Below are 25,432 nucleotides of genomic sequence, written 5' to 3'. Positions count from 1 at the left end.
CCAGTTTTAAACCAAAACACAAATGAGCACGGCAAAATCAAGCACTTCGGCACCCAAGGTATTGGTAGTAGATGACGATTCCGACATAGTTGAATTATTGGAATACAATCTAGAAAAAGAAGGCTATACGGTCGTAACAGCATCTAACGGAAAACAGGCCATCGAGACCACGAAGACCTTCATTCCAGATCTGATCTTACTCGATATAATGATGCCGCAAATGGATGGCATCGAAACAGGCCGCCTTTTACGGCAAAATCCTGAAATAAAGAATACCTATATTCTATTTCTGACGGCACGTTCCGAAGAATATTCTGAAGTGGCAGCCTTTGAGGTAGGCGCCGACGACTACATCACCAAGCCTATTAAGCCAAGAGCGCTGATGAGTCGAATTAATGCCTTGTTTAGAAGAGAGGCACAAAAAGCCGAATCCGGTGATCAGATAGAGATATTAGACCTGTCGATCAATAGAAAAAATTATACGGTGACGCAAGGTAGCTCCACGGCAATTGTCCTCCCCAAAAAGGAATTCGAACTACTCTTCTTCCTGGCCCAAACACCCAATAAAGTTTTTAGCCGCGACGAGTTGTTGCAGAAAATCTGGGGGGCAGATATCTACGTACTAGAGCGCACCGTGGATGTTCATATCAGAAAGTTACGGGAAAAGCTGGGAGAAACGTATATCAAAACTTTGAAGGGTGTGGGCTATATGTTTGCCACCCAACATGCCAACTCCTGATTATTTTTCGGAATTTTCCTCCTTAAGCTTGTCTTTCTTTTTGCGAAAGGCAAGCTTAATATTTACTTCTCCACTCCCATCATCCTCCGCCCTCAGGTATACATTCGTCCCTTCCTTGCGGCTTGGATCGTTTGGATTGAGCACATAGGTAGAGTCTCTACGCTTGAGATTGCTGAGTGGTATTTGTATGTTGATATTGGTTTTATTTCCAAAACTATAAACCCCATCCACAAACAGGGTCATCACGTTGGACTCTACTTCCATAGGCTGAACCTCTATTTCTTCTCCACGGACTTTAAATTCCCCTATAAGAGGAGCGAAACGAACGTTTTCGAAATTTCTTCTCTTAAAAATTAACCGCTTCATCTTGAGAAAGGGTTCAAAGTTGATAAGATGCCCCTGTCGAAAATCGATCTTCATGTCCCCATACATGGATTTGGGCACCAGTCTGGCTTCATTATTCAACCCAGACTGAAATTGAAAATCGGCATTCAACAGGCCCTTTATATTCTCGCTGGTAACTGTTTTTTGCCCAAAATTATTAAATGAACTAAATACCGAACTGATATTAGCATTTGAAAGATGCCCTTTCATTTTCATGCTAGGGTAAGTCTTAGGATTATTATTGTCGAGCTCCCCAGAAATTTCGAAGCGCCCTTTCCCAAAGGCATTCATCTGAAATTTTTTGATGATGATACTGTTGTCTTTTACGATAAAGTCTCCCTTTACATTTCTAGCTTCAAAACGCTTGTAAGTCATCCTTTTGGAATTGAGTTGGGCTGCTATGGTCATATTATCTATGACGTCTTCCAAAACATCGCTGAGTTTCACCTTCTTCCGTCGTACGGGCCTGGCCTGCCGATTGGAGGCTAGAAGGGCTTCAATCCAGGTTAATTTCCATGTCGGAATATCAATATCTACCACAGCCTGCAGTGGTCGCTTGGAGCCAAAAAGATAAGGCAATAAATCGATGAGCCTGCCCTTCAGGAATAAATCATTCTGACCATCGTTGAAAGTGAGATTTTGAAATACCAGAGCAAGTTCATTAAATACAAAATCGCCCGAGAGGTTCGTAAGGTGTACGCCTCTAGGCAAATAGTCTACTGATATATCCTTTAAGGAAGCCGTTCCCCAGAGACTTCCGTTAAATTTTTCCTTATCCGTATCGAAAAACTTTTTTAACAATCCATCGAAATGAAACTCTATATTGGCCTTTCCCTTGGTTATGCGGTAGCGCTTAGGATCCAAAAGCTGATCGAGATTATTGATAGAGTCCGCCCTAAAGTGGCCATCCAATACGGCATAGGGATTCCTGAAATTTGTTACAGACAAATTAAAATCGAAGGGCAATGAGTTAAACTGCCCCTTAACTGCCTTGGATATTAGCCGACTATTTTCCACACTGGGAAGTTGAGTACTGTCGGCCTGGTTGGTAAAGGTTCCTGCCGCCCTTACATTCCTGATGGTGCCCAAAGGCATACTAAAATCAAAAGCCTTAGTCTGAAATGCCACCACTACATTGGGCTTTTCCGGTCCTAAGCTTCCGGCGATATCCACTTGAGTATCCACCATGGTTTTAATTCCGATAGAATCGATCTGATCGTGTATGCGTCGCGTCAGCAAGGGCAGGGCGTTGTCTACGGCTATGCCCTTCGACTCAAAATGCATGTTAAATTTCTTGACCGAATCTTTCAGGTCGAATTCCCCTTTCATATCAATGCGGTCATGATGGGCCGTCATTAACGTAGAAGGGAGCAGTATGAAACTTCGCTTTTGAAAGGAGACTGTAAGAGCCACATTGGTTTGTTGATTCATAAGGAACCCTCCCTTCTCGGGTTTGAATATCAGTCCGTCGAAAAGTACCCGACCAGTAAAGGTGGCAACTGCTGCCGTGTCGGAAGCAATCAGGCCACTGGCCGCATCCTGAAAGAGGGCCCCATATTGCTTTCCGGTGAGCGAATCGGCAAACTGAGCCTTAAAATTTAGGAACCGTATACGTTTTAATTTCCCAATCAATTCTCGCAAATTGGCTTTCTCATCCTGCTCCCCATCGGCCACTTCATCGTTTTTCTTGAATATTGAGGCATTGGAGTAGCCATCGTTCCGGACAAAAATCCGAAGAGCGCCATCCTGAAAAACGAGGTTGTTAATTTTGACTTCTCCCTTGTAAAAGCTGTTAAAATCCAATGCGACATGGATTAGATCCGCCTTGAGCATAGGCGTCTGATGCTCAAAATAGAGGGTATCAGTCAGGAGCACATCCGATAAGGTAAAATTCAACCCTAGCCCCCCATTGAAAGGACGGAATTTAAAATCTCCAATTTTCAAATCCCCGTGTATTCTTTGAGTAACCTGATTCTGAATTTCACGAAATATTTTTTCCCTGTTCTTAAGGACCCACACTTCTATGGCTCCCAGCAGGAATATAACCACTAGACAGGCAATCCCTAAGCCTTTTAAAATTCTGCCTAACATGTTGCGGTTGATAGAAGAGAAGATATTACAATAAACTTAAGGCAATATCCCGAATAAATAAACCCTTCCATCAAAAACTATTCCAAAGCCAGGAATACCTTGCGTATGAATTCGGCAAAGAGACCGCCAGGGTCAAAAAGATGATCCTTTCAGAAAGCCGATTTTCCCGATGATCAGTGATAACGTCCCCTACTATTGGAAACCAAAAAAATGTGTATCACCTCGGCCTACTATCCTGATATTGCGGTATTAAAGGCAAAAAATGTTACTTTTGCGGACTCTTTTTGATAAACAGGCCATATATAAAAGGCCTATAAGGGAGCGATCACAGCCAAAAAACTAGCGATACATAGAAATGTTACTGAGCGAACAGGAAATACTACGCCGCCAAAAGCGGGACGATCTGATAAAAATGGGCATAGAGCCCTATCCAGCGGAGGCTTATCCAGTCAACGCCTATGCCGACGACATCAGTAAGAACTACGAAAATCGGAAAATTGATTACAAGAGTGTAAGTATGGCTGGTAGGCTTATGGGATTCCGCATTATGGGCAGTGCTGCCTTTGCAGAGTTCCAGGACAGCACCGGGCGTATACAGCTTTATTTTCGCCGCGACGACTTGTGTCCAGGAGAAGACAAAACCTTATACAATACCGTTTTTAAAAAGCTGCTGGACATTGGAGACATAATAGGGGTAAAAGGTTTTGTATTCACCACTCAAACCGGTGAGATTTCGGTTCATGTGCAGGAATTCACTTTGCTCAACAAGGCCCTTCGCCCCCTACCCATCGTCAAGCGGGATGAGGATGGGAAAGTCCATGATGGCTTTACCGATCCCGAACTTCGTTATCGCCAGCGGTATGTCGACCTGATCGTTAATCCGGAGGTACGGGACATTTTTGTCAAACGAGCTCGCATCATCAGTACCATGCGGTCCTATTTTGATACCCGTGGCTGGCTGGAGGTAGAAACCCCTGTCCTACAATCGATCCATGGAGGAGCCGCGGCGCGGCCATTTACCACGCACCATAATGCCCTGGATATGGGCCTTTATCTGCGCATTGCTACCGAACTCCATTTGAAGAGACTCATCGTAGGAGGCTTCGAGGGGGTTTATGAATTTGGGAAACTCTTCAGAAATGAAGGTATGGACCGTACCCATAACCCTGAATTCACCACGGTGGAATTATATGTGGCCTACCAGGATTACTTGTGGATGATGGAAATGACCGAGCAGTTATTGGAAAAAGTTGCTTTGGCCGTTAATGGAACTACCAAGGCTCACTTCGGAGCGGTAGAGCTCGACTTCGCCGGCCCATATCCTCGCTTGAGTATTACCGATGCAATCCTTCAATATACCGGCCTGAATGTCGACACCCTTGACGAGGCCGCCATCAGGGCCCAGTGCCGCGAATGGGGCATGGAGGTCGACGAAAGTATGGGGAAAGGCAAGTTGATCGACGAAATATTCGGTGAGAAAGTAGAGGCCAATATCATCCAGCCGACCTTTATTATCGACCATCCTGTAGAGATGTCACCGCTTACTAAAAAGCATCGCTCCAAACCGGGAATGGTAGAACGTTTCGAACTTTTTGTAAATGGTAAGGAAATCGCCAACGCATACTCCGAGTTGAATGACCCTATCGAGCAAAAGGCCCGTTTCGAAGATCAGCTAAAACTCAAAGAGCGGGGAGACGACGAAGCCATGGAAATGGACGAAGACTTTATCCGTTCTTTAGAATATGGTATGCCCCCTGCATCAGGGATTGGTATCGGTATCGACCGATTGACGATGATGCTCACCAATAATGCTAGCATACAGGAAGTAATATTTTTCCCCCAGATGCGTCCAGAAAAGAAAGTAGAGCTGGCTAAGGACGCCGATTATCTGGCTGCCGGTGTACCGGCCGTATGGATTCCGGCCCTCCAGAAGTTGAACATTCATACTATAGAACAACTGAAATCTGCGAACCCTAATAAGGTGTTCAACGATCTGGGTGGTATTCGAAAGAAACTAAAGATAGAAGAAAAAATGCCTAGCTTAGAAATGGTTAAAGATTGGACCACTGCCTAGGAATACCTTTAAATCAACAAAACCGGAATCTCTTCCGGTTTTGTTTTCAATTTGACCAAAAGAAAGATTACAGTTTTCTAATTTGTACGGCGTTCAAGCCCTTCTTACCTTCGACCACTTCAAATTCTACATGATCATTTTCACGGATAGTGAGTCCGCCCAATCCTGTCACGTGAACAAAAATGTCCCTGTTTGTGTCGTCTTCAACGATAAAGCCGTATCCCTTGGCTTCATTGAAAAATTTTACAGTACCTGTTGGCATAATAGTGTAATAAAAAATGAAATAAGGTGAATATATTCTAAGAATCTATAGTTGACTCATCCTTTGGCATTACTTTTTATCCCCAAAGGAAGATGGGGAAGTTAAGGAATGAACAATAGAAATTTTGGAATTTTGTACCAGAACATCTTGAAAGTAATGAAGCAATTATAAATTCTTATATCACAAAGAAACAAAAATTGTTGGGAAAACAATTTATTTGTGGTAATAATTTGAATATTTATAAGTAAACGGTATTTTGCCCTTTCTTGCTTAATTGTACGGAATTTATCTCATAAATTGTACATTATCATGAAGACAATTAATAAAGAGGTCAGCAATGGCCAAAGGATGATGAATAAGCTTCGGTATTTCGTAGAGGATCAGATCTTTGGTGTCTGTGCTAATATGGGGGATATGCTCAAAATTCCGGCCAGCAGCATACGGTTGTACTTTATTTACGCCACCTTTATGACCTTCGGCTCCCCTATTATTATCTATCTAATACTCGCTTTTTGGATGCAGGTGCGTCAGCACTGGCGGCGTCACCATAACCCTACGGTTTGGGAACTTTAGCCGTATGTATACCGGGAAGCTCCGGAAACTTGTGATGGCTATTGATAAAATATTCCCATACTACGCTTTTATAATAGAGTGGAGCCCTATATCGGGTACGCTTTTCATTTCTGATAAGCGCGGGAACCATGGAGTAAAAGGCGAAGTGAGCCCTTAAGATGGCCAATACATCGGGCCAGGCGCCGGTGGCCATAAACCGCACACTAGAAATTCCATCCAGTACCAAACGATAAAGAATGGTCTTCCAACGCCGTCCCTTGGGCAGATTCTTGAAAAGCATTATCAGATTGTTGCGGTAGTTCAGGAAGGTTTTCCTCGGGTTGGACTTATGGAGGGTACCGCCCCCTACATGATAAACGGTAGACCGTCCCGAATAAGTCACCCTATACCCTGCATTCAGGAGTCGCCAACAGAGGTCTATTTCCTCCATATGAGCGAAAAAACGCTCGTCGAAGCCTCTGGCCTGCCGGAAAGCCTCGGCCCTCAGGAATAGACAAGCACCCGTAGCCCAAAACACATCTACTTCGTCATCATATTGCCCCAGGTCCTCTTCCCGTGTATCGAAAATTCTGCCCCGGCAAAACGGATAGCCCAGATAGTCCATATACCCTCCAGCAGCTCCAGCATATTCGAAATGGGAAGGCAGGTCATAAGCCCGTATCTTGGGCTGACATGCGGCAATCTGCTCATCAGATTCCATAAATTCGATCACCGGCTCTATCCAGTTGGCGGTAACCTCAATATCGGAATTGAGCAAGACAAAATATTTAGCTTCTATTCGGCTCAAGGCATAATTGTAGCCTCCCGCGTAACCAAGATTATTGGCAATCTGTATCGTGTGTATCTCTGGATAATGGGATTGTAGCCAGATCATTGACTCATCCGTAGACGCATTGTCGGCTATCCAGATAGGATAACCGACAGAGTTTGCTACGATTGTAGGAAGAAACTTTTCCAGGTAATGCCTGCCATTATAATTCAGTATTACTACTGCGGTGCCTGAGCTCATTAACTACCAATTATTTCATTAAACTGCTCAAATCGAAACCGGGTATATTAGGCATCACTCCGGCCGTGGCCTTCTGTAAATGATCTTTTATTTTGGGTTCGATATTCTCCAGTGCCTTGTTAACGGCGGCTACGACCAGATCTTGCAGCATTTCCTTGTCATCAGGATTAACCAGCTCTGGGTCAATCTCCAGGCTAACCAGTGTTTTTTGACCATTTACAGTGGCTTTTACCATGCCTCCTCCTGACTCAGCGGTCTCTACAATGCCAGTCAGCTGCTCCTGTGCCACCTTCATATTCTCCTGAAGATCTTTCATTTTGCCCATTAGGCCCATCATATCTCCCATGTTTCCAAACATCGCTTCTCGTTTTTTTTGTTTTATAATTGATTATAACAAGCCCATTTCCTACCCCTCCCTTTCTTGCGTCTCAGGCTCTTGCGGTACCCCATTTTCAGAAAATATTGCAGCATAAAAGTACCACTTTTTTCAACTTATTGATAACATAGAGCACAGTATAATGTGCTAAAATAGCTCTTTGCATGCTTTTAACAATATCAGATTGGTATTCATTCCCCAAATCCTCTCCTTATCCACAACATAGTATTTTGGACGGGATTGAATCGGCTTCAAAACCACGGTATTATCTTAGTAGTAGCATGCTGCCCTTTTTAACAAATGCCGATCCATCGTGCCGTTGCACTTCCAGTTTATAACTGTAGTATCCTTCATCGAGTAACTGCCCTTGGCTGCGTCCGTCCCAATTAGCCAAATCTCCTTCTCCCTGGTGCACTAAGGAGCCCCATCGATCATAAATAAACAGTTGATAAGTTTTAGCAAAATAGACCTTCACCTGGAAAGATTCATTCAGACCGTCTCCATTTGGGGTAAAAACATCGGGAATCTGTATGATAGGGTCCTTCTGGAACCTTACCACATTCGAGAAGCTTGCCCCGATACTCCCTGAGCCATTGATGCGGACACGATAATAATTATCTACAACCGATGGGTCACTTAAAGAAATTGGGTGGGTATTTGAACTACCCATTGGTATGGTCTGAAGTAATTTTCCGGAATCATCCATAATTTCCAGGTGATATTCTTCTAGATTTTCCAAGAATGGAAGCCAGTCCGTCCACACCAGTCCATCTGTCTCTGACCCCAATAAGACCGTGCATATAGGGGCGCTGGGAGGGCTGGATAAATTACATGAATTTTTGTAAATAAATCGATAACAGTATTGCTGGCTATCGGTATCCAGACCCTTTTCAACATAGGAAAGATTCTGGTTAGGATCTGGAGATACTCGCGTATAGTTAGAGGTTCCGGCTATAGCCCGTTCTATTTGAAGATCGTAAGTACGGGTAAGTCCCTCACCTGAAAGTGCCACACTGGTATGGACTTCTCCAGAACTGGCAACTGACACCAAAGCCGAGCCAATCTCTTCGGGAACCGAAGCTGTGGGCACACTTTCCAGATAGCGAAAGCTGGATTGGACTCCATTTTGCAGAACGGCAACTAGTTCATAACGGTATGCCTGTTTACAAACGACCGTATTATCCACATACGACGTTTTATCGGCAGAGGCGAAGATCTCTTTTCCATCCCGTATCAGTTTAAATTGGAGCACCCTCTGGGACTGAGGCAGACTATTCCAGAACAAGGATATGCTTTCGTCCACCAGGAGCGTCCCCTCCTTCAATACCATAGTACTGACAATAGCGCTTTGAATTAAATTAAGGCAAATATCTTTGGAAGCCAGGCGAAAGCGATATGTCCGACTGGGATCTAGGTTCGGAATGGATATGCTCTGCATCCCTCCCCCGCTTTTTTTAATACCTGTATCTGCGAAAAGGCCATTTCCCTGATCCATCCATACGGAGGTTTCAATACCGTCCATACCCATAAATCTTAGCTTTACAGTGCCATCATTTTCCATAGTTACGGCGTGTATGCGTATGGATTCCAGAGAAGGCGCTGGCTTATTCTTATCGAACACCAAGGGCTTTATAGCCCCTTGGCAACGTCCATCTCCATACCAGCCCCGGACTGTAATGCTGGGAAGAGCTACTTGATAGCGATGCTCAATTATAGGAGTTTTGCCTGCCGTCCACCGGGTTTTGGGGCTACCGTCCCCCCAATCTATTTCCAACCCGTCATAGGCCATAGTGACGGCACTTTTTATGACAGTAATACGAGCACGTCCGTCAGGACAGGTTACCAAATCAACTTCGGGAGGGGCCGTTTCATGTACGGTAATATCTTTACAATAATTAAAGCCGGTACCCATGGCACTCCCCACCTGAACGATCGTGTATTGTCCACCATTTTGGTAAGTATAGGTCTCATCTATGCTAAGCGTGGCATCTGCAGGTGGTACCGCACTCGTGTTATCAAAATTGTACGCATACTTAATATGGACTGCATCGGCGACTTCGTTCTGAACCCTTACCTGCAGGGGAGCGCAGCCCTGCTCGGTGCTGACACTAAACCCACCTGTCTGCTGGCAATATTGGCTCCATACCATAGCTGGCATCCCCAGCAACAGCCCTATTATTAAATTAATTTGTAAGGTTATTTTCATTCTTCATTTTCCATAACAACAGATACCTTCATCCTCGTCTTGACCATTTAGCAAGACTGAAATCCATCTTCTTTATCACCATTGTATTGAAACCGAAGCGGTTTTTGCTTTGTTGCTTCATTACCATGTCAAAATTAAAACTTTTCAATATTAAGGCTTTAACTTTGCATCTTTAACGAGTGTTTCAGTGAAACTATTTTTCACCTACCGAACTAATGGATAATAATAGCAGTAATTCGATAAAGTTAGACAGCATTGAAGAGGCCATCACAGCCATTAAAAATGGCGAGGTTATCATTGTTGTGGATGATGAAGACCGGGAGAACGAAGGCGACTTTATTTGCGCCGCAGAGGCCGTTACTCCCGAGATTGTTAATTTTATGGCGCGTGAAGGACGGGGGCTGATCTGTGTTCCCATTACCGAAGAGCGTTGTAAAGAATTGAATCTTGAGATGATGGTGGGCAATAATACTGCCCTTCACGAAACGGCTTTCACCGTTTCCGTAGACTTGTTGGGGCATGGCTGCACCACGGGTATCTCTGCCAGTGACCGTTCCAATACCATCCAGGCTCTGGTAAACCCAGAGACTAAGCCGGAAGACCTGGGGCGCCCTGGCCATATTTTTCCTTTAAAAGCAAAGTCAGGAGGTGTTCTGCGACGTACGGGCCACACAGAGGCCGCTATAGACTTCCCTCGATTAGCGGGAATGGCTCCAGCAGGCGTTTTGGTAGAGATTCTCAACGAAGATGGCACTATGGCCAGACTTCCTCAGCTTCGCCAGATAGCAGACAAATTAGAGTTGAAGCTCGTTTCTATTAAGGATCTGATTGAGTATCGCCTCAAGAAAGAGTCGCTCATAAAAAGGGAAATCGGTGTAGACATGCCCACTCAATGGGGGCATTTCGAGCTGATTTGCTATCGCCAGATTAACAATAATGCCTTACACCTCGCCCTGGTAAAGGGGCAATGGGAAAAAGATGAAGAAGTGCTCGTACGGGTCCATTCTTCATGTGTAACAGGCGATATCTTTGGCTCCTGCCGCTGCGATTGCGGTCCACAGCTGCACGCAGCCATGGATATGATCGACAAGGCGGGAAAAGGTGTGATCGTATATATGAATCAGGAAGGGCGTGGAATCGGTCTGCTCAATAAACTGAAAGCATATAAGCTTCAGGAAATGGGACGTGATACAGTAGAAGCTAATCTGGAACTGGGCTTTACCGTTGATGAGCGCGACTATGGCGTAGGCGCCCAGATCCTTCGGGACCTTGAGGTTTCCAAGCTAAAACTTATCACAAACAATCCTAAAAAACGTGCCGGATTGATTGGATATGGCCTGGAAATCGTTGATACCGTCGCCATTGAAATCGATTCGAACCCTCATAATGAAAATTATCTGATGACTAAACGGGATAAACTGGGTCATAGTCTTTCCAACCTCACCCTTCCCTCAACGAAAGGATGAAAAATATTGAGCAAGTTAAAACGGATGCAGATAGCCTGAAATGCCGCAGAGCCATTCAGGCTCTGCGGCCGTTGCTTTCAGATGACATGTATATGGATGCGGTACGCCAGACTTTGGCCGATCGCCGGCAGATCATTTTCATCGAGGAAAATGGCGAAGCTGTTTCCGTTGCCGTTTTCGAAACGGGCTACAACCTTTTTAGAGGACCCTATCTGTATATCGACGACCTTACCACACTCCCGGAAGCCAGGGGGAAGGGACATGCTGGCGCCTTGATTGACTGGATTCTGGACTATGCACGAAGAGAGAATATAAAAGAGGTTCATCTGGACTCAGGTGTTAATCCAGGAAGAGCCAATGCACACCGGCTCTATCTGAACAAACGCTTCCAGATTTCTAGTCTACATTTTACACACAAAATATAACAATCCGACGGTAGAATCATCAAAAGAACCCACCGCACTGTTTACGATAAAAAGCACTTTCATGGATATCGAAAAGGTATTTAAAGCATTTGACAAATTAAAAGTACTGGTTATAGGTGATGTCATGCTCGACTCTTATGTATGGGGCAAAGTCGACCGCATTTCCCCGGAAGCACCGGTTCCCGTAGTACAGGTAACTCGGAGAGAATACCGCCTGGGCGGGGCAGGCAATGTACTCCTCAACGTACAGGCCCTGGGAGCAGAAGCCATCGTATGTTCCGTAATAGGCACAGACAGTCCTGGCGACCTTTTGGAAAACAACTTGAAAGAAAAAGGGTTGAATTGTGAAGGCCTCATCCGAAGTCAGGATAGAATTACCACTATTAAGGAAAGAATTATTGCCGGATCCCAACAAATTGTTCGCATCGATACAGAAACAGAAAGAGATATTTCACTAGAAGAGCAACAAAGGCTCATTGATAAGGCTGCGGAATTGATTCCTTCTTGCCAGGTTATTATTTTCGAAGATTACGACAAGGGGGTATTGACAAGCAATACTATCTCCAGCATCCTGTCACTCGCCAGAGCACATGGGGTGCCCACTGTAGTAGATCCGAAAAAGCGCAATTTCCTTTCCTATGAGCATACCACCCTTTTTAAACCAAATCTGAAAGAATTGCGGGAAGGGTTGAAAATCGAATTTAATGTAGACAATCCCACTGAACTCGCCGAGGCGGTGCGACGGTTAAAATCAACTTTAAATGCCGAGGGGGCTCTGATTACCCTTTCGGAAAGAGGGGTATATATTGACTTCCAGGATGAGCAGCACCATTTGCCTGCACACCTCCGTCAGATCACCGACGTATCGGGAGCTGGCGATACGGTCATTAGCATTGCCGCATGTTGTGTTGCACTAGGCTTACCATCGAAAGCCATAGCAGCAATTTCTAATCTGGGGGGCGGACTGGTTTGCGAAATGATTGGCGTCGTACCTATTGACAAGAACCTGCTGCGCGCGGAGGCAGAAAAGCTACAACTTGATGCTGTAACAGCCAGCCAATAGTCCCCGCTTCAACAAAAATTCCTAGGTCTTCGACATAAGTTCCGGGGCCTTCGACAGGCTCAGGCTGACAGAGCGTGTCACACGGAACTTGTCGAAGTGTAAAGAAACAGACCAGGGGCCTTCGACAGGCTCAGGTTGACAGAGCGTGTCACACGGAACTTGTCGAAGTTTAAAGAAACAGACAGGGGGCCTTCGACAGGCTCAGGCTGACAGAGCGTGTCACACTGAGCTTGTCGAAGTGTGAAAAACAGACCAGGGGTATGTTTTAAATAGGTGCCGCACTCATCCGGAGACAGGCTGGACACTTACCAATTAATACCAGTTTGGCCTAAACCCATTTTCCGGATAAACTTTGAAGAAAATTTAGATCGATGAGTAATATAGCGCACGCTGGCCCCGATGTAGGGAGTGGACTGCGGCGTAAATGATGATAAGTTTTCCCGGGCACTATTAAAAGTACGCACTTGCCGGAAGGTAGATAATCCGGCTTCTACAGACACATTAAGTACTGAAAATAGGTGGGCATTGGCCGAAAGTCCCAGCTTGATCTGGCGATAATTTTCGCGCCTTAAAAGTTTCTCTTCTGGTGTCTGAATCTGAAATCCACCGCTGTAACCATTCAGCCCCGCCAGCATGTCTACGTTAAACCATTTGGTAGCCTTATAATTGGCATTGACCATAAAAGGCAATAAGGCAGAGACTCTCCAGTGTTTGCCTATTCCTTTATTTACACCAAAAATGGGTACAAATTTTATTTTTTGATTATAGGCCAGAATGGATCCATACATGATCTGGGTTTTAAGACCAAGGATATGCATGCGAGCCCCCCCTCCCCAAAGGAAGGGTTGAGGCGTAAAAAGCGTTTCATTGGTTTCAGTGATACCCAAACCACCCCCATAGACCCAGAGTTTGTCTTTTATACTCGCCTGCATACGTAGTATCCCTACTGAAAGTGTTTTGTACCCGTTTTCAGGATTATCGATTCCCCCTATGGTGGGTTGAAGTTGATTATATTGAGCCAGCATGACCGTATGTACTGCACGCAGATCTAGCTTTTTCTTGAGACTTAAGCCTAATTGTACCTCACTCTGAATAGGGATAATCCCCATAAACCCGGTCTTTGTGAGGCCATATTCCGTATTGTCGCCTATAGGTGAAGGAACTGCATGTTCGGCCTTCAGAGTAACATTAGGGTAAAACAATCGGCTTAGGGAAAAGTGCTGAGCCTCCACGGGAAGGGCCGCCAGGATCAAAAGTGCCGGTATAAGTGAGATTCCGAATCGCATACAATCAGTTTGGGTAACTAGGGGATTAAAACGTGCAAAGTTAAGGGGTATTGTGTTGCAAATTAAGTTATAAAATGATCAAAAAATTGACCTTATTTGTACCATCTTCTCCCTAGCCCGGCAATCTATATGTTCCGATCCATTTCTCTAAAAGAAGCATTAGCTAGCATTTTTAGCACCTTTTCAAGATTTATCTGGGTTCTCATACTGGTTATTTTTCGAACTGCTGTCCATATTTCACTTATTGAGGATACCAAAAACACACCACTTTACAAGGAACTTCTGACAAAACTTCTCCTGATTGGGCTGCTAGCCTGTCCGCTTATGATTGGCATTTCGTTTGCTGCTGAGAGAAGATCTCATCCCCGCCGATGGAAACTAATAGGATTTGGACTGCTTTTGATCCTGATGGTGCTTTATTTTCTGTTTGGAATCAGCCCTTCACCCACGGTTACCGATTACTATCGTTTCGCCGTACTTTTCGTAGGGGCCCATTTATGGGTAGCCTATGCACCCTTCCTGAAGCACCATGAATCCAATGCCTTCTGGCAGTTTAACAAGGCTTTGTTTTTGCAATTTTTGAATGCCACACTTTACGCTGTCACCCTATTTATAGGCCTATTAATCGCTGTGAAAACAGTAGAATTTTTATTTGAAATAAAATACTTATTTGAAATAGAAGCAGATTTGGCCATACTAATTTTCTCATTCTTTCACAGTTTATTTTTTCTAAGTAAGGTACCTGCCCATCTCGCTCACCTTCAGAACGATACCTCTTATCCTACAGGACTTAAAATTTTCACCCAATATGTATTACTTCCCTTGGAAGTCGTGTATTTGCTGATCTTATACGTGTACACAGGTAAAATTTTAATTAATTGGAGCTTACCTTCAGGAGGGGTAGCCTATCTCGTTCTGGCATTCTCGGTAGCCGGAATATTTGCCCTCTTGCTGCTGTACCCTCTGCGTCATCAACACAAAGAGAAATGGGTACATCTCTTTAGTCGTAGGTTTTACCTGGCATTGCTACCCTTACTCATCTTATTATTTGTTGGAATTCTCCGGCGTATATACGACTATGGCATAACCGAAAATCGCTATATCGTAGTAGCCATGGCATGTTGGTTAGGGGCGCAGACCCTTTATTTTTTATTTAGCAAGAGAAAAGATATTATCTGGATTCCCATTTCCCTTTCTATTCTCTGCCTTTTCCTCGTATTTGGGCCCTGGAATATATTTCAGGTATCCCGGAAGAGTCAGCTAGCCGCTTTCCGAAGTCTTGCCCAATCCCGTCATCTATTGAACGATAAAGGGAAAATAGTAAGCAAATCGTCCCTTTCGGCTGAAGAGTATGAACAATTATTTTCCATAGTCAATTATTTCAAGGAAAGAGACTCTACGGCACTAGCCATCTTTTTTCCAAACCCCTTACCTACACCCGATAACTCTTCCTCCGGCAATGACCAATACACCTACTTATCCAGACTAATCAGTAATAAGGGTTCTAAGAACGAGTCCATCAGTTTCGGTACCGACTACGACGAAGTGATGGAGGTAGCGGGGTTTGAACATCTTAAGTCCTTTGATAGTTTTCAAAAAAACAGCTCCGAGAAAGAAGAGTGGAGCTTTGTAATTCGCGGCAGTGAGCTGATTATCTCTAAACACGGCACCCCGGTGATGCTATGCGATTTGAGAAATAGGGTTAGAGCTATCGGAGAGAAATATGGATATATCCAAAACAATATTCCTAAAGCAGCCATGACCTTCGAAGGTGACCACCAGGGAAAAAGACTCAGAGTAGTTCTTTACTCCATTACGATGGACCAGAACAAAAATTTTATAACCAATGGGGTGCTATTGTATTGAAAAGTATGCTAGGTTCAAAAACACCCTAACAAGAACTACAGAGACACATTCTAAATATTAATTCTACAAAACATCCAGAGGAATTATAGATTATTTACTATATATCAGTACTAATGTTTGACAGTTCGACTGAGTAATTTTTTTGTGGTCTCAAACATGTTTATTATTTTAAAGAATAAATTCAATAAAAATAATAAACAACACACTAATGATACAAAATCCGAATTCGGTAGCTATCATTTTTGAGGACCATAGGATGTTTGCAGATTCCTTTTCTTTGGTATTAGAACGCTTGAATATTTTCGAATCTGTTCACATATTCATTGATGAAAAGGATTTAATAAGATTTTTTATAGAGAATTCTTCAAAGAAGAATATTTTTTTATTTATAGATTATTATATTAAAGACAAACATGCCATTCCCCTGATAAGCGAGGCGAGAAGGTTAAATAAAAGAATCAAAGTCATCATTGTTAGTAGTGTTATTGATCCCAATGTGATCAAATATATATTTCTTTATTCACCCGAGGGATTTATTAGCAAATCAAGTGGCTTTGGAGAAGTAGTAGAGTGTATAAAAGATATACAGCAGGGCCATATATTCACGAGCCCATTTATTTCCAATATCATCACTGAGACCGCTGAGACAGATCCGATCCCATTTACTACGAGAGAACTAGAGATTTTGCAACTTTTTGCACAAGGTCTTTCTATAATCGAGGCTGCGGAAAAATTATTTTTAAGTAAGCACACCATCATAGCCCACCGTCGACACATGATGCAGAAAGCCAAATGTTCTTCCATTGTTGAGCTTTTAGCATTTTCTAGGAAGCGAGGCCTTATATGACTTCAAATGGTTACTCTCGAAGCTTACTTCCTGAGAAAGATCTCAAGTTTTCAGGTAGGAGCAGAAGTTCGTCGTAAAATTCATTTTCAATAGGAATATTTTTTCAATTACAAAATGCCCCTAGTCTTACGCATATTCGTCTTCTCGCTAATGATCAGTCTGATTAGTCCACAATTTTCCGAAGCACAAATTAGTAACCATTTATTTCAAGCACTACCCGACACCCTAAAACCTAAAGACCCACAGCATCTGACGATCGCCGAAACACAAAAAATACTTTCCCATACCTATGAAATTGAAGAATGGACCATAAAAGAATATGAGCAGACCGATTCATTATGTTTGTTATTTGCCCCTCGATATAAAGACATTACTACCCTAAAAGAGCAAAGAACTTTTCTATTTGATATTTGCCAATATCTGTTCCGAGCTACGAATTACCATAAAAATAAAAAGAGTCTGAGGGGTCGAGGAAATGATTACAATTACCCTTATCAAGAAATTGGGATGCAGTATTGCAATTTATATTTAAAACTATTTCCCAAATCACAGAATCCCAACTTAGGGCAGTTCTCTAGAGTACTAGCCATTCAAGCGGTCTTCCAGATAGAAGAAGATAACTTTGAGAATGCATATTTTACTTTAAAAAAAGCCATAGCGGTGGCGAAACAATCGAGAGACTCTAATGTTGTTTTACCAAAATATACTACCATTGCTCAATTATTCGAGCGATTGGAGCTTCCGTTGCAAACCTTAATTTACGCAGATAGTGCGGGTACACTTATTGCTAGACTGGCTCAAACTCCCAAGAATCTAGCTTTGGCAGCATACATTATTCGATTAAAGCAAGTTGCGAACTTTACCCTATACCAAAGCACCAAAGAAGCAAAATATTCCCAACGCATATTCTCATTGCATGAAGAAGCTAAACTGACACCTAAGAAGAAATGGTATAAGCGACTATTGGCTTATTCTTACGTTTTAACGGCAGGTATAGCTTTCGAAGAGGGTAAATACCCAGAAGTATTGGCAAGAATAGATTCTGCATATCACACTTTCCCAAATCTAGAAATTATTGATGGATGGGAAAGTGCTATGGTATATAAGGGATTAAGTCTACGACGGATGGGATTAGCCTCCCAGAGTGAGAAAGTCTTCACTAAGCTCAACTTAACTGATTATAGGAAACCAGTTATTTATAAGGTGCTTCAGGAGCTATACCAAGAACAGCGAGTAAAGGGGAATACCACCAAGGCACTGGCATATCATGAACAAATGATGCAGTTTCAGGAGCGTAAGCACCTTTTAGAACTGCAAGGAAAAGCTCTTGAGATGAAGCAAGTATTCGATTTAGGCCAACGAGACCAACATATTCTTTATCTTACAGAGCGGCAAAAATATGGCAAAATCATTTTCTTGTTTATCCTTACCATATCCATTCTTATTATTCTTGGCTTGATCTGGCGCTACCAAATAACCTTAAAAAGAACAGAGGAGTTGGTTCACCAGATCGAAGATTCTACCAAATTACAAGTATATGAAATCGAAGCTGCTCGAGAAGAAGAACGAAAAATACTAGGCCAGGATTTACACGATAATCTCACGTCTTCTATTGCGGCCGTAAGTCACCAAATCGAATTATTGATTTTAGATCACCCTACAAACCCAGTGGGCGATAAGCTAAAACTTCTTCAAAATCAAATAAATGAGATATACCAAATATCAAGGGATAAAAGTCACAAATGGTTTAAGGATAGCGCAAGCAATCTCACCGATACCGTTTTTGCTTCTCGAATGGAATCCCTGGTCAATGGTGCATTTCCGGCCCCTCATTACAAAAAAAACCTCGACATCGACACTGCCGCCTTATCCTATCTTGACTTTAATGCAAAAATTCATCTCTTAAGAATAATTCAGGAAGCGCTGACAAATATTCTTAAGCACGGAAAAGCTAATTCTATTACATTATTAATTTATGAAGAATTGAATACAGTCCATCTCAATTTGTCAGATAATGGAAGAGGATTCGATATCCAAGAAGTAGCAAAAAAAGGTTCCGTAGGTATTTTATCTATTCAAGACCGAGCGGCTAAGTTATGCGGTCAGTTAACTATCAATTCTAGCTTCAATGGAACAGAAATACGCTTATCTATCCCCAAACCCAGATATAAGTTATATACAGAAGAGGCGAATAATATAACCCTTCAAAAATAGGTTTGCAGTTGAGTATTAGAATGGGGAAAGATTGGTCTGGAAGGACCTCTCCAGACCTACTTAAATGAATAAGTACATCTGGAGAAGGAAGACCTTCATTATTTGTTTACGACCAGCTTGTGTGTGCTTAGTGAGCCATCAATCAGGAATAATTTCACAATATAAATACCAGAGTTAAGTGCACTTATATCGATTCCTTCTGATGTAACAGGGAGAGGTTTGGGAAAGGAGAGTACAGTCGCTCCACTCAAATTAGATATCACAATTTGCCTAACCTTATCCATTGGAATAGAATTATCTTTCTCGTCATTAATAAATAATAACTGATCACTTGGGTTAGGGTATAGACTAAACTGAAATGATTCACCTGACAAATTTATCGATCTAATACGGCTGTACTGATAGCTGTTGTCTTTATCAATCATTTTCAGCCTATAATAATTTGTACCAGTAAATGGAGTTTCGTCAACAAAATGATAATCCCTTTGTCTATTGCTTTCTCCTTCAGAAACTATTTTTCCAATATTTTCCCAGTGATTGGCGTCATGACTACGTTCAATCTCAAACCTATCGCTATTAATTTCCAAAGCAGTGGACCAATTCAGAATGACTGAATTCTCCCCCCCATTCCTAACATCATAGCTTATAAGTTTCACGGGCAAGGCATCAGCATCAAAGGGAACCTGAATAACCTTCGGATCCGACTCTATGCCAGCATCATCGAAAACAGAATAAGCCAGCTCAACGACTATCTCGGTAGAGGAATCAGCTCCATCAGGATCTACAGTCACCAGAGAAGGATTAAAGTTAGATACTAGTACTCCTTCCGGGTTAACAAGGACTCCATTATAATATAACGTACCCCCAGTTACTGGCACCAGTCTTACCGATCTTCCAGATAAGTTGTTTGCATAGGCTCCATCTTCAAGATCCGTTCCGGAAAATCTCGCTGAGCTCACTGGACTTTGAACATTTGAACCTGGGTTTTTTCTAGAGTCATCCACCCCTTCGGCTACTTCGGGCTTTTTATTGACACCAAAATTGGCATTGGTAACGTCAGCAGTAGAAATAACCACTCCCGTTAAAAGCCCGTTTACTGTCCCATCTGACGTCCCCGGAACGACCCCTAATTGCTCCCCGGTAAAATTCCAGTCGGTCGGAAGTGGAGCATTTCCCACCGTATTTCCACTTGCATTCGTACTTAAAACCACTGAATATGTTCCAGGGTTTACTGTAGAGAATGTATAAGTTCCAGTATTAGAAACAGGAATGGTTTGCAGACCATTACCAGCACTATCCACCAAGGTTACATAAAGTGCTTCGCCCAAACTTAATGCTCCATCGACGGGATCGATTGCGCCTACACCTGAAGTATTAACTAAGGCCCCGCCAGAATCATTTAATCCATTACCGTCATTGTATATATTTCCTGACAAAGTGTAGCTAACCACACCTATTTGCAGGGAACCAACAGATCCTTGCCCCCCATTAGCAATAGTATATATTTGCGTAACTGGAGAACTGGTAGTCCACTGTCCAAAGCCATAGTTAGTTATAGAACTACAGTTAACGGCATTTCCATTAGAAATGGCATCATCGGTTAGAATCATGCCAGATCCAGAATGAGTTGAAGTTATGCTCCCAACCGCTGTAGGACCATAACTAAGTGACTCTCCACCGATAAAACCCGTACCCATATTATTCCATCTCATCTGAAAAGGAGAACTAAGGGTAACCGTTAATCTCCCATCGTAAATATTGAACTCATTGTTAGTCCAGACAGATTTGCTATTAACATTTCCAGCTCCATTGATATATAGTTGCTGTCCGGGGCTCCCTCCTAAACATGGGGTAGGGGATCCATCATATACATACCTAAGATTCAGGCTTACTCCATTCAATTGTGGAATGCCCAGCTTTTCTCCAATATTTAGAAAAGTTTGGCCAGAAGATGAAGCTACAGTTGAGGGATTAGCACCGAGAGTAGACCAATTAATAGTACGATAGGAAGTGGTTTGGGCAAGAACAGACGAACAGATAGCGAACAGAAGTATGAAACAATTTATAAGTGTAGTTATTAGACTTTTCATAAGCGTGTATATTTAATTATAATTTAATTCAATTTTTTAAGATCAGCACACTATTCAATCGAATGCTAAGGATTAGTGCTTAAAAATTATTTTTCCTTTGGCCTAGTATGTTTTGGCTAAGTATTTAACTGAATAATATTTTAATCTCTCACGTGCAAATATTACAACAATATACCTAGTCAAAAAAAATACTAAAGTGTATAACATAATGATGCTATCTTCAATGGGCTATTTAACAAAAATTTGTTACCACAATTCAGCAACCAGCATAGATTTTAGGAATAATCAAGGGAGCATGCATACATAGTATATCCACCCATAGATTTTTCGGAATAGGTAGTGGATGGGGACTCTACGGCAAGTGCTTACCTACAGGTAAATGAGTCCAATGTATACTTTAGGGAATATGGCCAACCAATGCTGGCCACAAATAGATGTATGATCCACTCTGCTTTAGAAAGTATCATTTTGTTAGACTTTGCAGGAAACTAATCGAAGGGCTCCTTAGGCTAAACACAACCTTAGAATCGGGACCTCATGCTGTCTAAGTGCAACAGCATAGGTTACAAAGTCAATCAGGGTTATTGAATTGGCAGTTTCTATTACTCTACAGGCCCGCAAGTCTTATGGAATCTCGTTGTTTGCCGGGAACTATCTATGACAGGTTTGAGAACTATTACCCTGATGCTCGAAAGCTTATAGAACCAGATCCCGACCACACAGTAGTATTTTAGGAGGAGGCGGGCTTCCCGTAGGTATGCATAAGATTACCCTGACAGGCCTGGAGTAGGCACAAATGACCTATCAGGGTATCCTATATTATTTTATAACGATGACTTTATGACTTTCCAGCGCCCCGTCGACATTCATTATATTGAGCAGGTATATTCCTGAAGTAAGGCCGTCGAGCCGAATCTTACCCGTAGCTTCAATTTTCGACCATCCAGCATTTACCGGGTCGCCATTCTGCCTTATAAGTTGATATAAACTTCCCTCTTGATACTGATCAACCATCAAGTACTCAGTGGCTGGATTAGGGTAAACGGAAAGGCCCGATTCTACTTGCTTAAATTTCACACTGACCAGGCGACTGTAGCTAAAACTAAGGTCGAGGTCTACCATTTTTAGGCGATAAAGATTTTCACCCTTCAACGGATGCTGATCAATAAAATCATATTTACGTAGTTGCTCACTTTCTCCATGGGTTTCTACTTGACCTATTGCATTCCAGGTTTTGGCATCATTACTGCGTTCTATTACGAAATGTGAACTATTCGACTCCATCACGGTAGACCAGCTGAGAATTGTCGTTTCGGATTCTGTAGTTGCCGAAAACGATATCAGGGTTACTGGCAAAGGACAGTTCACATTAACAGAAATAGTCGAGGTAGACTCCAATGCATTTTCATCGACTATAACGTAGTCCACAGTAGAAATTCCCTGAAAGTTAGACGCGGGCGTAAATTGAACGATACCTGTACCTGGATCGAGCGTATACACCCCTTCTCCGGCGATGCTTACAGTCAGAACTCGGCTCCCGTCAGCAGGATCAATGAGACGGGTTTGGGCAGGGACAATGGGAGCACCACCCGCTATATCATTCTCCAGTATATTTACTGAGCCCATTTCACATGATGTTGAAAATTCATCAGGAACCGCAGTGGGCGGTGGAGTCTGATAGATAGTGATAGGATAGTCTTCTACTTCCCCATTATTTGCCGACCCACTGTCACCACCTGGATTAGCTACTTCTGAAGCGATAGATGCCAGCCGCAAGCGGATATAACTCTGACCAGCACTAAGTCCACTTAAACCCGTCCAATTTAAGGTGACGGACGTTGCTCCAGCAGGAACGTTAACCTGAGCCCTTTCAGAGCTATTAAAGACTCCATTTCTATTAAAATCTATCCACCCACTTAATGTTGCCGCAGCACCAGTATTATTAGTGACATCCACCTTAAGATTATAAGAGGTATAAGCGGTGCCCAAGGCGGGAATAACTGGCAATCCGTCTTCATCGTCGGGCACATCGGTATTGTCATCACCATCTGCATCTACTGAAGGTTTTCCTTCGTCCTCGGGATCAATATTCTGTCCCAATAAGAGATTTGCATTTATGGTGTGTGAGGGTCCACCACTATTATATAAAGTCTGATATGTATCCGGGGCATCTCCTAAATCAATACGAAATGACTCCGCAGTAGGGCAAGATGCTCCGTCATTATAACTGCTGGAAATACCTGTAGAAAGTAATGTTGCTTCATTGGTAACCAAGTCGATCCTGTAATATTTGCCTTGCTGGTTGTTAAAAATAAAGAAGTTGCCATCCTTGTCGAAAAAAGTAGCACCTGCTCCCCAGCCTTCACCCTGAATACCTCCTCCGCGCACCGAATTCGTAGCTACCGTGGACGACATATCAACAGGGCTATATTTAATCATTTTATAAGGATTAGTCCCTGTACCTGTTCTGATCGTATAAAAATAATTATCCGTAGGATTATAGGCTATATCGGAACTACCATGGTTATTAAAAGTCGTACCATATGGACTGGTATCCAGTGCATAGCCTATTGTAGGATCTACTAACTTCAAAAAATTAGGACTAGTCTCATTTAAATCAATTACATAAAATTTGGATTCACTTGACTGAAATATATAATAGTATCCATCGGTGGTCACATCCGCATTATTATAAGTTGAAGTAGGCAAATTTGGAACAGTATAAAACGTTTCATTTCCTTGGGCATCGATACGAACAAGTCTGTTTTGATGGTCGTCGGTACCCCATATTAAATTGTCTTTAACATTATACCCAATGGCATTATACCTGGAGGACAGGGTTTTAATTGCCACTCTCGATCCCGAGAATGGATTATAACGGTATAGTGTACTATTATTTGCCGCTGTTGCAGCAAGTACCTGATAGACATAAGAGTCACAGGTAAATTCTATAGGCTCTGTCAAGGGCATTGTGATGGTCCCGATATCAGAACTAGACGCGCCAGCCCTATCGATTACGGAATAATTAAACGCTACACTTGAAACCCCATCATTCGGATCCAGTTTTAATAGATTTTGATTAAAATTTCCAATTACCTGCCCCAGTGTTACCAAACTTCCATTATAATAGAGCACCCCATTGGTAGGCAGCGTTTCAATCTTTACGGTTCCTGTTCCGGTGGACCATATATTGCCATCTTCAGCGTCGAGCGCATTTGGTGAAACAACTCCCATTTGATAATTACCACCAGGATTCTGTTGGGCAGAGGCGGTAACAGACAAGGCTGTAGGCCGTTGTTCAATTCCAAAAAAAATGTTTGACAAATTACCGCTGGCAGGCATATTAATATCTAATTTCCCCGACCGATTGCTGGCATCTCCTGTTCCTGTTGCATTGGCTGTAAGATTAACCCCGGTGTTTACCCAATTGGTAGGAAGGGATGATTCTAATAATACATCACCCAGGGCAGGTTGGGAGCTGGTTAAAACCAGCCTATATGCAGCATTATTAATAGCCCCAGTGATTGTAGCAACTCCGGTGTTACCAACCGCCTTTTGAGAAATTACCTGGTTGGTGGCAAAATCTAATAAATTTACCCACACTGTCGTGGTACTCCCATCGATTACATTTTCTTGGGTCGCTTTTCTAGCGTTTCCATCTCCATCTGCCCAAAGAGTGACGGTAACATTCGCCGCATTACTATCTGCAGCATAAAATGAAATAAATAATAAGAGTATAAACTTATTGAATAGAAACCTTTTTCGTAAAAATAGTATGTTAGTATGTATAGTGTTAATGTCCATGTCGTATGTATAGTTTATTTGAAGAGTGTGTTGAATTAGGTGCTGTGTTATGCTCTATTTTACATGTTACTTCTGCTAAATTTAATTTTCCAAAATATTTATAAGTAATAAGGCCTATAATTTTAGGCACCTGTTCATTTATTTTTCAATGACCAGGTTATTAAATCTCCTGTTTAAATTTGATTCCGGCATCAGAATATATCAGGCCTTGTAAGGTTCGGCAACGTTATATCACACATAATGAAAAGTTATTTGACTACTTCGATTTTTATGGATAAAAGTTCTATCTAAACCATTAACTAAACTTTTATTTGTACTTACGTCTATTATGAGATCGCTTTAGAAAATATTGTCTCGAATAATTTCTTGTGAAAAACTTAGTCTAATTTCTGATCTGATGCTTATTGAAAATCTTTTGAAAGGTTTTTTATTGAAAAGGAGGGGACCGAAAACGTTATTAAATGAGTAAATCTGTACAATTATTCTCTTAAAATATACTTCAGTTTAATATGGGACTACATCAATAGAAACCCTGCAAATATTAGTAGAATTCGATAAAACTTTATCCCTTGAGGATCAAATACATAAATTTATGCTATGTCTCAATTATAAATTAGCAAATTTATGCTATATAATTTTCTAGAATATTCTATGGAT

Annotated in this window: 17 protein-coding genes; 9 read left to right on the top strand and 8 right to left on the bottom strand. The window is 42.3% G+C overall.

Annotated elements, in window-relative coordinates:
* The first annotated feature begins 22 nt into the window (after window positions 1-22).
* The gene (locus tag X939_RS0115400) at window positions 23-739 is read left to right on the top strand and encodes a response regulator transcription factor (RefSeq protein WP_025764183.1); all 717 of its coding nucleotides are present in this window, start codon (window positions 23-25) and stop codon (window positions 737-739) included.
* Here the strand turns inward: X939_RS0115400 and X939_RS0115395 are convergent, their stop codons facing one another.
* A complete protein-coding gene (locus X939_RS0115395) occupies window positions 740-3,214 on the bottom strand; it encodes an AsmA-like C-terminal region-containing protein (RefSeq protein WP_025764182.1) in 2,475 nt (824 codons plus the stop codon).
* A 355-nt stretch (window positions 3,215-3,569) separates the two neighbouring features.
* Here X939_RS0115395 and lysS point away from each other — a divergent pair, with 355 nt between their 5' ends.
* Window positions 3,570-5,288 (top strand): lysine--tRNA ligase, encoded by a 1,719-nt coding sequence (gene lysS / locus X939_RS0115390; RefSeq protein WP_025764181.1) that lies wholly within the window; start codon window positions 3,570-3,572, stop codon window positions 5,286-5,288.
* Window positions 5,289-5,355: 67 nt separating this feature from the next.
* Here lysS and X939_RS0115385 read toward each other — a convergent pair whose 3' ends face one another.
* Window positions 5,356-5,550, bottom strand: coding sequence for a cold-shock protein (locus tag X939_RS0115385; RefSeq protein WP_025764180.1), 195 nt, complete (start codon window positions 5,548-5,550; stop codon window positions 5,356-5,358).
* A 351-nt stretch (window positions 5,551-5,901) separates the two neighbouring features.
* Here X939_RS0115385 and X939_RS0115380 point away from each other — a divergent pair, with 351 nt between their 5' ends.
* Entirely contained in the window at window positions 5,902-6,123 is a 222-nt protein-coding gene (locus X939_RS0115380) for a PspC domain-containing protein (protein WP_025764178.1), read from the top strand.
* Here X939_RS0115380 and X939_RS0115375 read toward each other — a convergent pair.
* The 3 genes from X939_RS0115375 to X939_RS0115365 all read right to left on the bottom strand — a co-directional run bounded on the left by X939_RS0115375 (window position 6,104) and on the right by X939_RS0115365 (window position 9,714).
* Window positions 6,104-7,132, bottom strand: coding sequence for a glycosyltransferase family 2 protein (locus X939_RS0115375; protein ID WP_025764177.1), 1,029 nt, complete (start codon window positions 7,130-7,132; stop codon window positions 6,104-6,106). The two genes, X939_RS0115380 and X939_RS0115375, sit on opposite strands and share 20 nt — an antisense overlap.
* Before the next feature lie 10 nt (window positions 7,133-7,142).
* Window positions 7,143-7,490, bottom strand: a complete 348-nt coding sequence (locus X939_RS0115370) for a YbaB/EbfC family nucleoid-associated protein (protein ID WP_084299496.1) — start codon at window positions 7,488-7,490, stop codon at window positions 7,143-7,145.
* 283 nt (window positions 7,491-7,773) lie between these two features.
* On the bottom strand, window positions 7,774-9,714 hold the full coding sequence (locus X939_RS0115365; protein WP_084299494.1) for a T9SS type B sorting domain-containing protein: 1,941 nt from the start codon (window positions 9,712-9,714) through the stop codon (window positions 7,774-7,776).
* A gap of 215 nt (window positions 9,715-9,929) precedes the next feature.
* Between X939_RS0115365 and X939_RS0115360 the strand changes: the two genes are divergently transcribed.
* The 3 genes from X939_RS0115360 to X939_RS0115350 all read left to right on the top strand — a co-directional run bounded on the left by X939_RS0115360 (window position 9,930) and on the right by X939_RS0115350 (window position 12,668).
* The gene (locus X939_RS0115360) at window positions 9,930-11,180 is read left to right on the top strand and encodes a bifunctional 3,4-dihydroxy-2-butanone-4-phosphate synthase/GTP cyclohydrolase II (RefSeq protein ID WP_025764174.1); all 1,251 of its coding nucleotides are present in this window, start codon (window positions 9,930-9,932) and stop codon (window positions 11,178-11,180) included.
* The gene (locus X939_RS0115355) at window positions 11,177-11,605 is read left to right on the top strand and encodes a GNAT family N-acetyltransferase (protein ID WP_044199641.1); all 429 of its coding nucleotides are present in this window, start codon (window positions 11,177-11,179) and stop codon (window positions 11,603-11,605) included. The genes X939_RS0115360 and X939_RS0115355 overlap by 4 nt, the downstream gene beginning before the upstream one ends.
* Window positions 11,606-11,666: 61 nt before the next feature.
* The gene (locus X939_RS0115350; RefSeq protein WP_025764172.1) at window positions 11,667-12,668 is read left to right on the top strand and encodes a bifunctional heptose 7-phosphate kinase/heptose 1-phosphate adenyltransferase; all 1,002 of its coding nucleotides are present in this window, start codon (window positions 11,667-11,669) and stop codon (window positions 12,666-12,668) included.
* A gap of 305 nt (window positions 12,669-12,973) precedes the next feature.
* Here X939_RS0115350 and X939_RS0115345 read toward each other — a convergent pair whose 3' ends face one another.
* Entirely contained in the window at window positions 12,974-13,954 is a 981-nt protein-coding gene (locus tag X939_RS0115345; RefSeq protein ID WP_025764171.1) for a hypothetical protein, read from the bottom strand.
* A gap of 129 nt (window positions 13,955-14,083) precedes the next feature.
* On the opposite strand from X939_RS0115345, the gene X939_RS22510 reads away from it, so the two are divergent.
* From X939_RS22510 to X939_RS0115330, 3 genes are all read left to right on the top strand, one after another.
* Window positions 14,084-15,820 carry a DUF4153 domain-containing protein gene (locus X939_RS22510; RefSeq protein ID WP_025764170.1) on the top strand — a complete coding sequence of 579 codons (1,737 nt, stop codon included), beginning with the start codon at window positions 14,084-14,086 and terminating at the stop codon, window positions 15,818-15,820.
* 208 nt (window positions 15,821-16,028) lie between these two features.
* A complete protein-coding gene (locus X939_RS23145; protein WP_025764169.1) occupies window positions 16,029-16,667 on the top strand; it encodes a response regulator transcription factor in 639 nt (212 codons plus the stop codon).
* 114 nt (window positions 16,668-16,781) lie between these two features.
* Window positions 16,782-18,881, top strand: a complete 2,100-nt coding sequence (locus tag X939_RS0115330) for a sensor histidine kinase (protein WP_131694758.1) — start codon at window positions 16,782-16,784, stop codon at window positions 18,879-18,881.
* A gap of 98 nt (window positions 18,882-18,979) precedes the next feature.
* On the opposite strand, the gene X939_RS0115325 is transcribed toward X939_RS0115330, so the two are convergent.
* A complete protein-coding gene (locus tag X939_RS0115325) occupies window positions 18,980-20,971 on the bottom strand; it encodes a T9SS type A sorting domain-containing protein (protein ID WP_025764167.1) in 1,992 nt (663 codons plus the stop codon).
* 819 nt (window positions 20,972-21,790) lie between these two features.
* Window positions 21,791-24,775, bottom strand: coding sequence for a DUF6923 family protein (locus X939_RS0115320; protein ID WP_025764166.1), 2,985 nt, complete (start codon window positions 24,773-24,775; stop codon window positions 21,791-21,793).
* Between the last annotated feature and the right edge of the window lie 657 nt (window positions 24,776-25,432).

It is taken from the genome of Dyadobacter tibetensis Y620-1, from assembly GCF_000566685.1.
GTDB lineage: Bacteria > Bacteroidota > Bacteroidia > Cytophagales > Spirosomataceae > Dyadobacter > Dyadobacter tibetensis.
The sequence above is the reverse complement of the archived record's forward strand: the minus strand, read 5'-3'. Positions and strand labels throughout refer to the sequence as shown.

Excerpts from the sequence above, each read along its gene's own strand:
- X939_RS0115370 (WP_084299496.1), bottom strand. The coding sequence starts at position 7,490 with ATGTTTGGAAACATGGGAGATATGATGGGCCTAATGGGCAAAATGAAA.
- X939_RS0115395 (WP_025764182.1), bottom strand. The coding sequence starts at position 3,214 with ATGTTAGGCAGAATTTTAAAAGGCTTAGGGATTGCCTGTCTAGTGGTT.
- lysS (WP_025764181.1), top strand. The coding sequence starts at position 3,570 with ATGTTACTGAGCGAACAGGAAATACTACGCCGCCAAAAGCGGGACGAT.
- X939_RS0115360 (WP_025764174.1), top strand. The coding sequence starts at position 9,930 with ATGGATAATAATAGCAGTAATTCGATAAAGTTAGACAGCATTGAAGAG.
- X939_RS22510 (WP_025764170.1), top strand. The coding sequence starts at position 14,084 with ATGTTCCGATCCATTTCTCTAAAAGAAGCATTAGCTAGCATTTTTAGC.
- X939_RS0115400 (WP_025764183.1), top strand. The coding sequence starts at position 23 with ATGAGCACGGCAAAATCAAGCACTTCGGCACCCAAGGTATTGGTAGTA.
- X939_RS0115330 (WP_131694758.1), top strand. The coding sequence starts at position 16,782 with ATGCCCCTAGTCTTACGCATATTCGTCTTCTCGCTAATGATCAGTCTG.
- X939_RS0115350 (WP_025764172.1), top strand. The coding sequence starts at position 11,667 with ATGGATATCGAAAAGGTATTTAAAGCATTTGACAAATTAAAAGTACTG.
- X939_RS0115320 (WP_025764166.1), bottom strand. The coding sequence starts at position 24,775 with ATGGACATTAACACTATACATACTAACATACTATTTTTACGAAAAAGG.
- X939_RS0115380 (WP_025764178.1), top strand. The coding sequence starts at position 5,902 with ATGAATAAGCTTCGGTATTTCGTAGAGGATCAGATCTTTGGTGTCTGT.
- X939_RS0115385 (WP_025764180.1), bottom strand. The coding sequence starts at position 5,550 with ATGCCAACAGGTACTGTAAAATTTTTCAATGAAGCCAAGGGATACGGC.
- X939_RS0115345 (WP_025764171.1), bottom strand. The coding sequence starts at position 13,954 with ATGCGATTCGGAATCTCACTTATACCGGCACTTTTGATCCTGGCGGCC.
- X939_RS0115325 (WP_025764167.1), bottom strand. The coding sequence starts at position 20,971 with ATGAAAAGTCTAATAACTACACTTATAAATTGTTTCATACTTCTGTTC.
- X939_RS23145 (WP_025764169.1), top strand. The coding sequence starts at position 16,029 with ATGATACAAAATCCGAATTCGGTAGCTATCATTTTTGAGGACCATAGG.
- X939_RS0115355 (WP_044199641.1), top strand. The coding sequence starts at position 11,177 with ATGAAAAATATTGAGCAAGTTAAAACGGATGCAGATAGCCTGAAATGC.
- X939_RS0115365 (WP_084299494.1), bottom strand. The coding sequence starts at position 9,714 with ATGAAAATAACCTTACAAATTAATTTAATAATAGGGCTGTTGCTGGGG.
- X939_RS0115375 (WP_025764177.1), bottom strand. The coding sequence starts at position 7,132 with ATGAGCTCAGGCACCGCAGTAGTAATACTGAATTATAATGGCAGGCAT.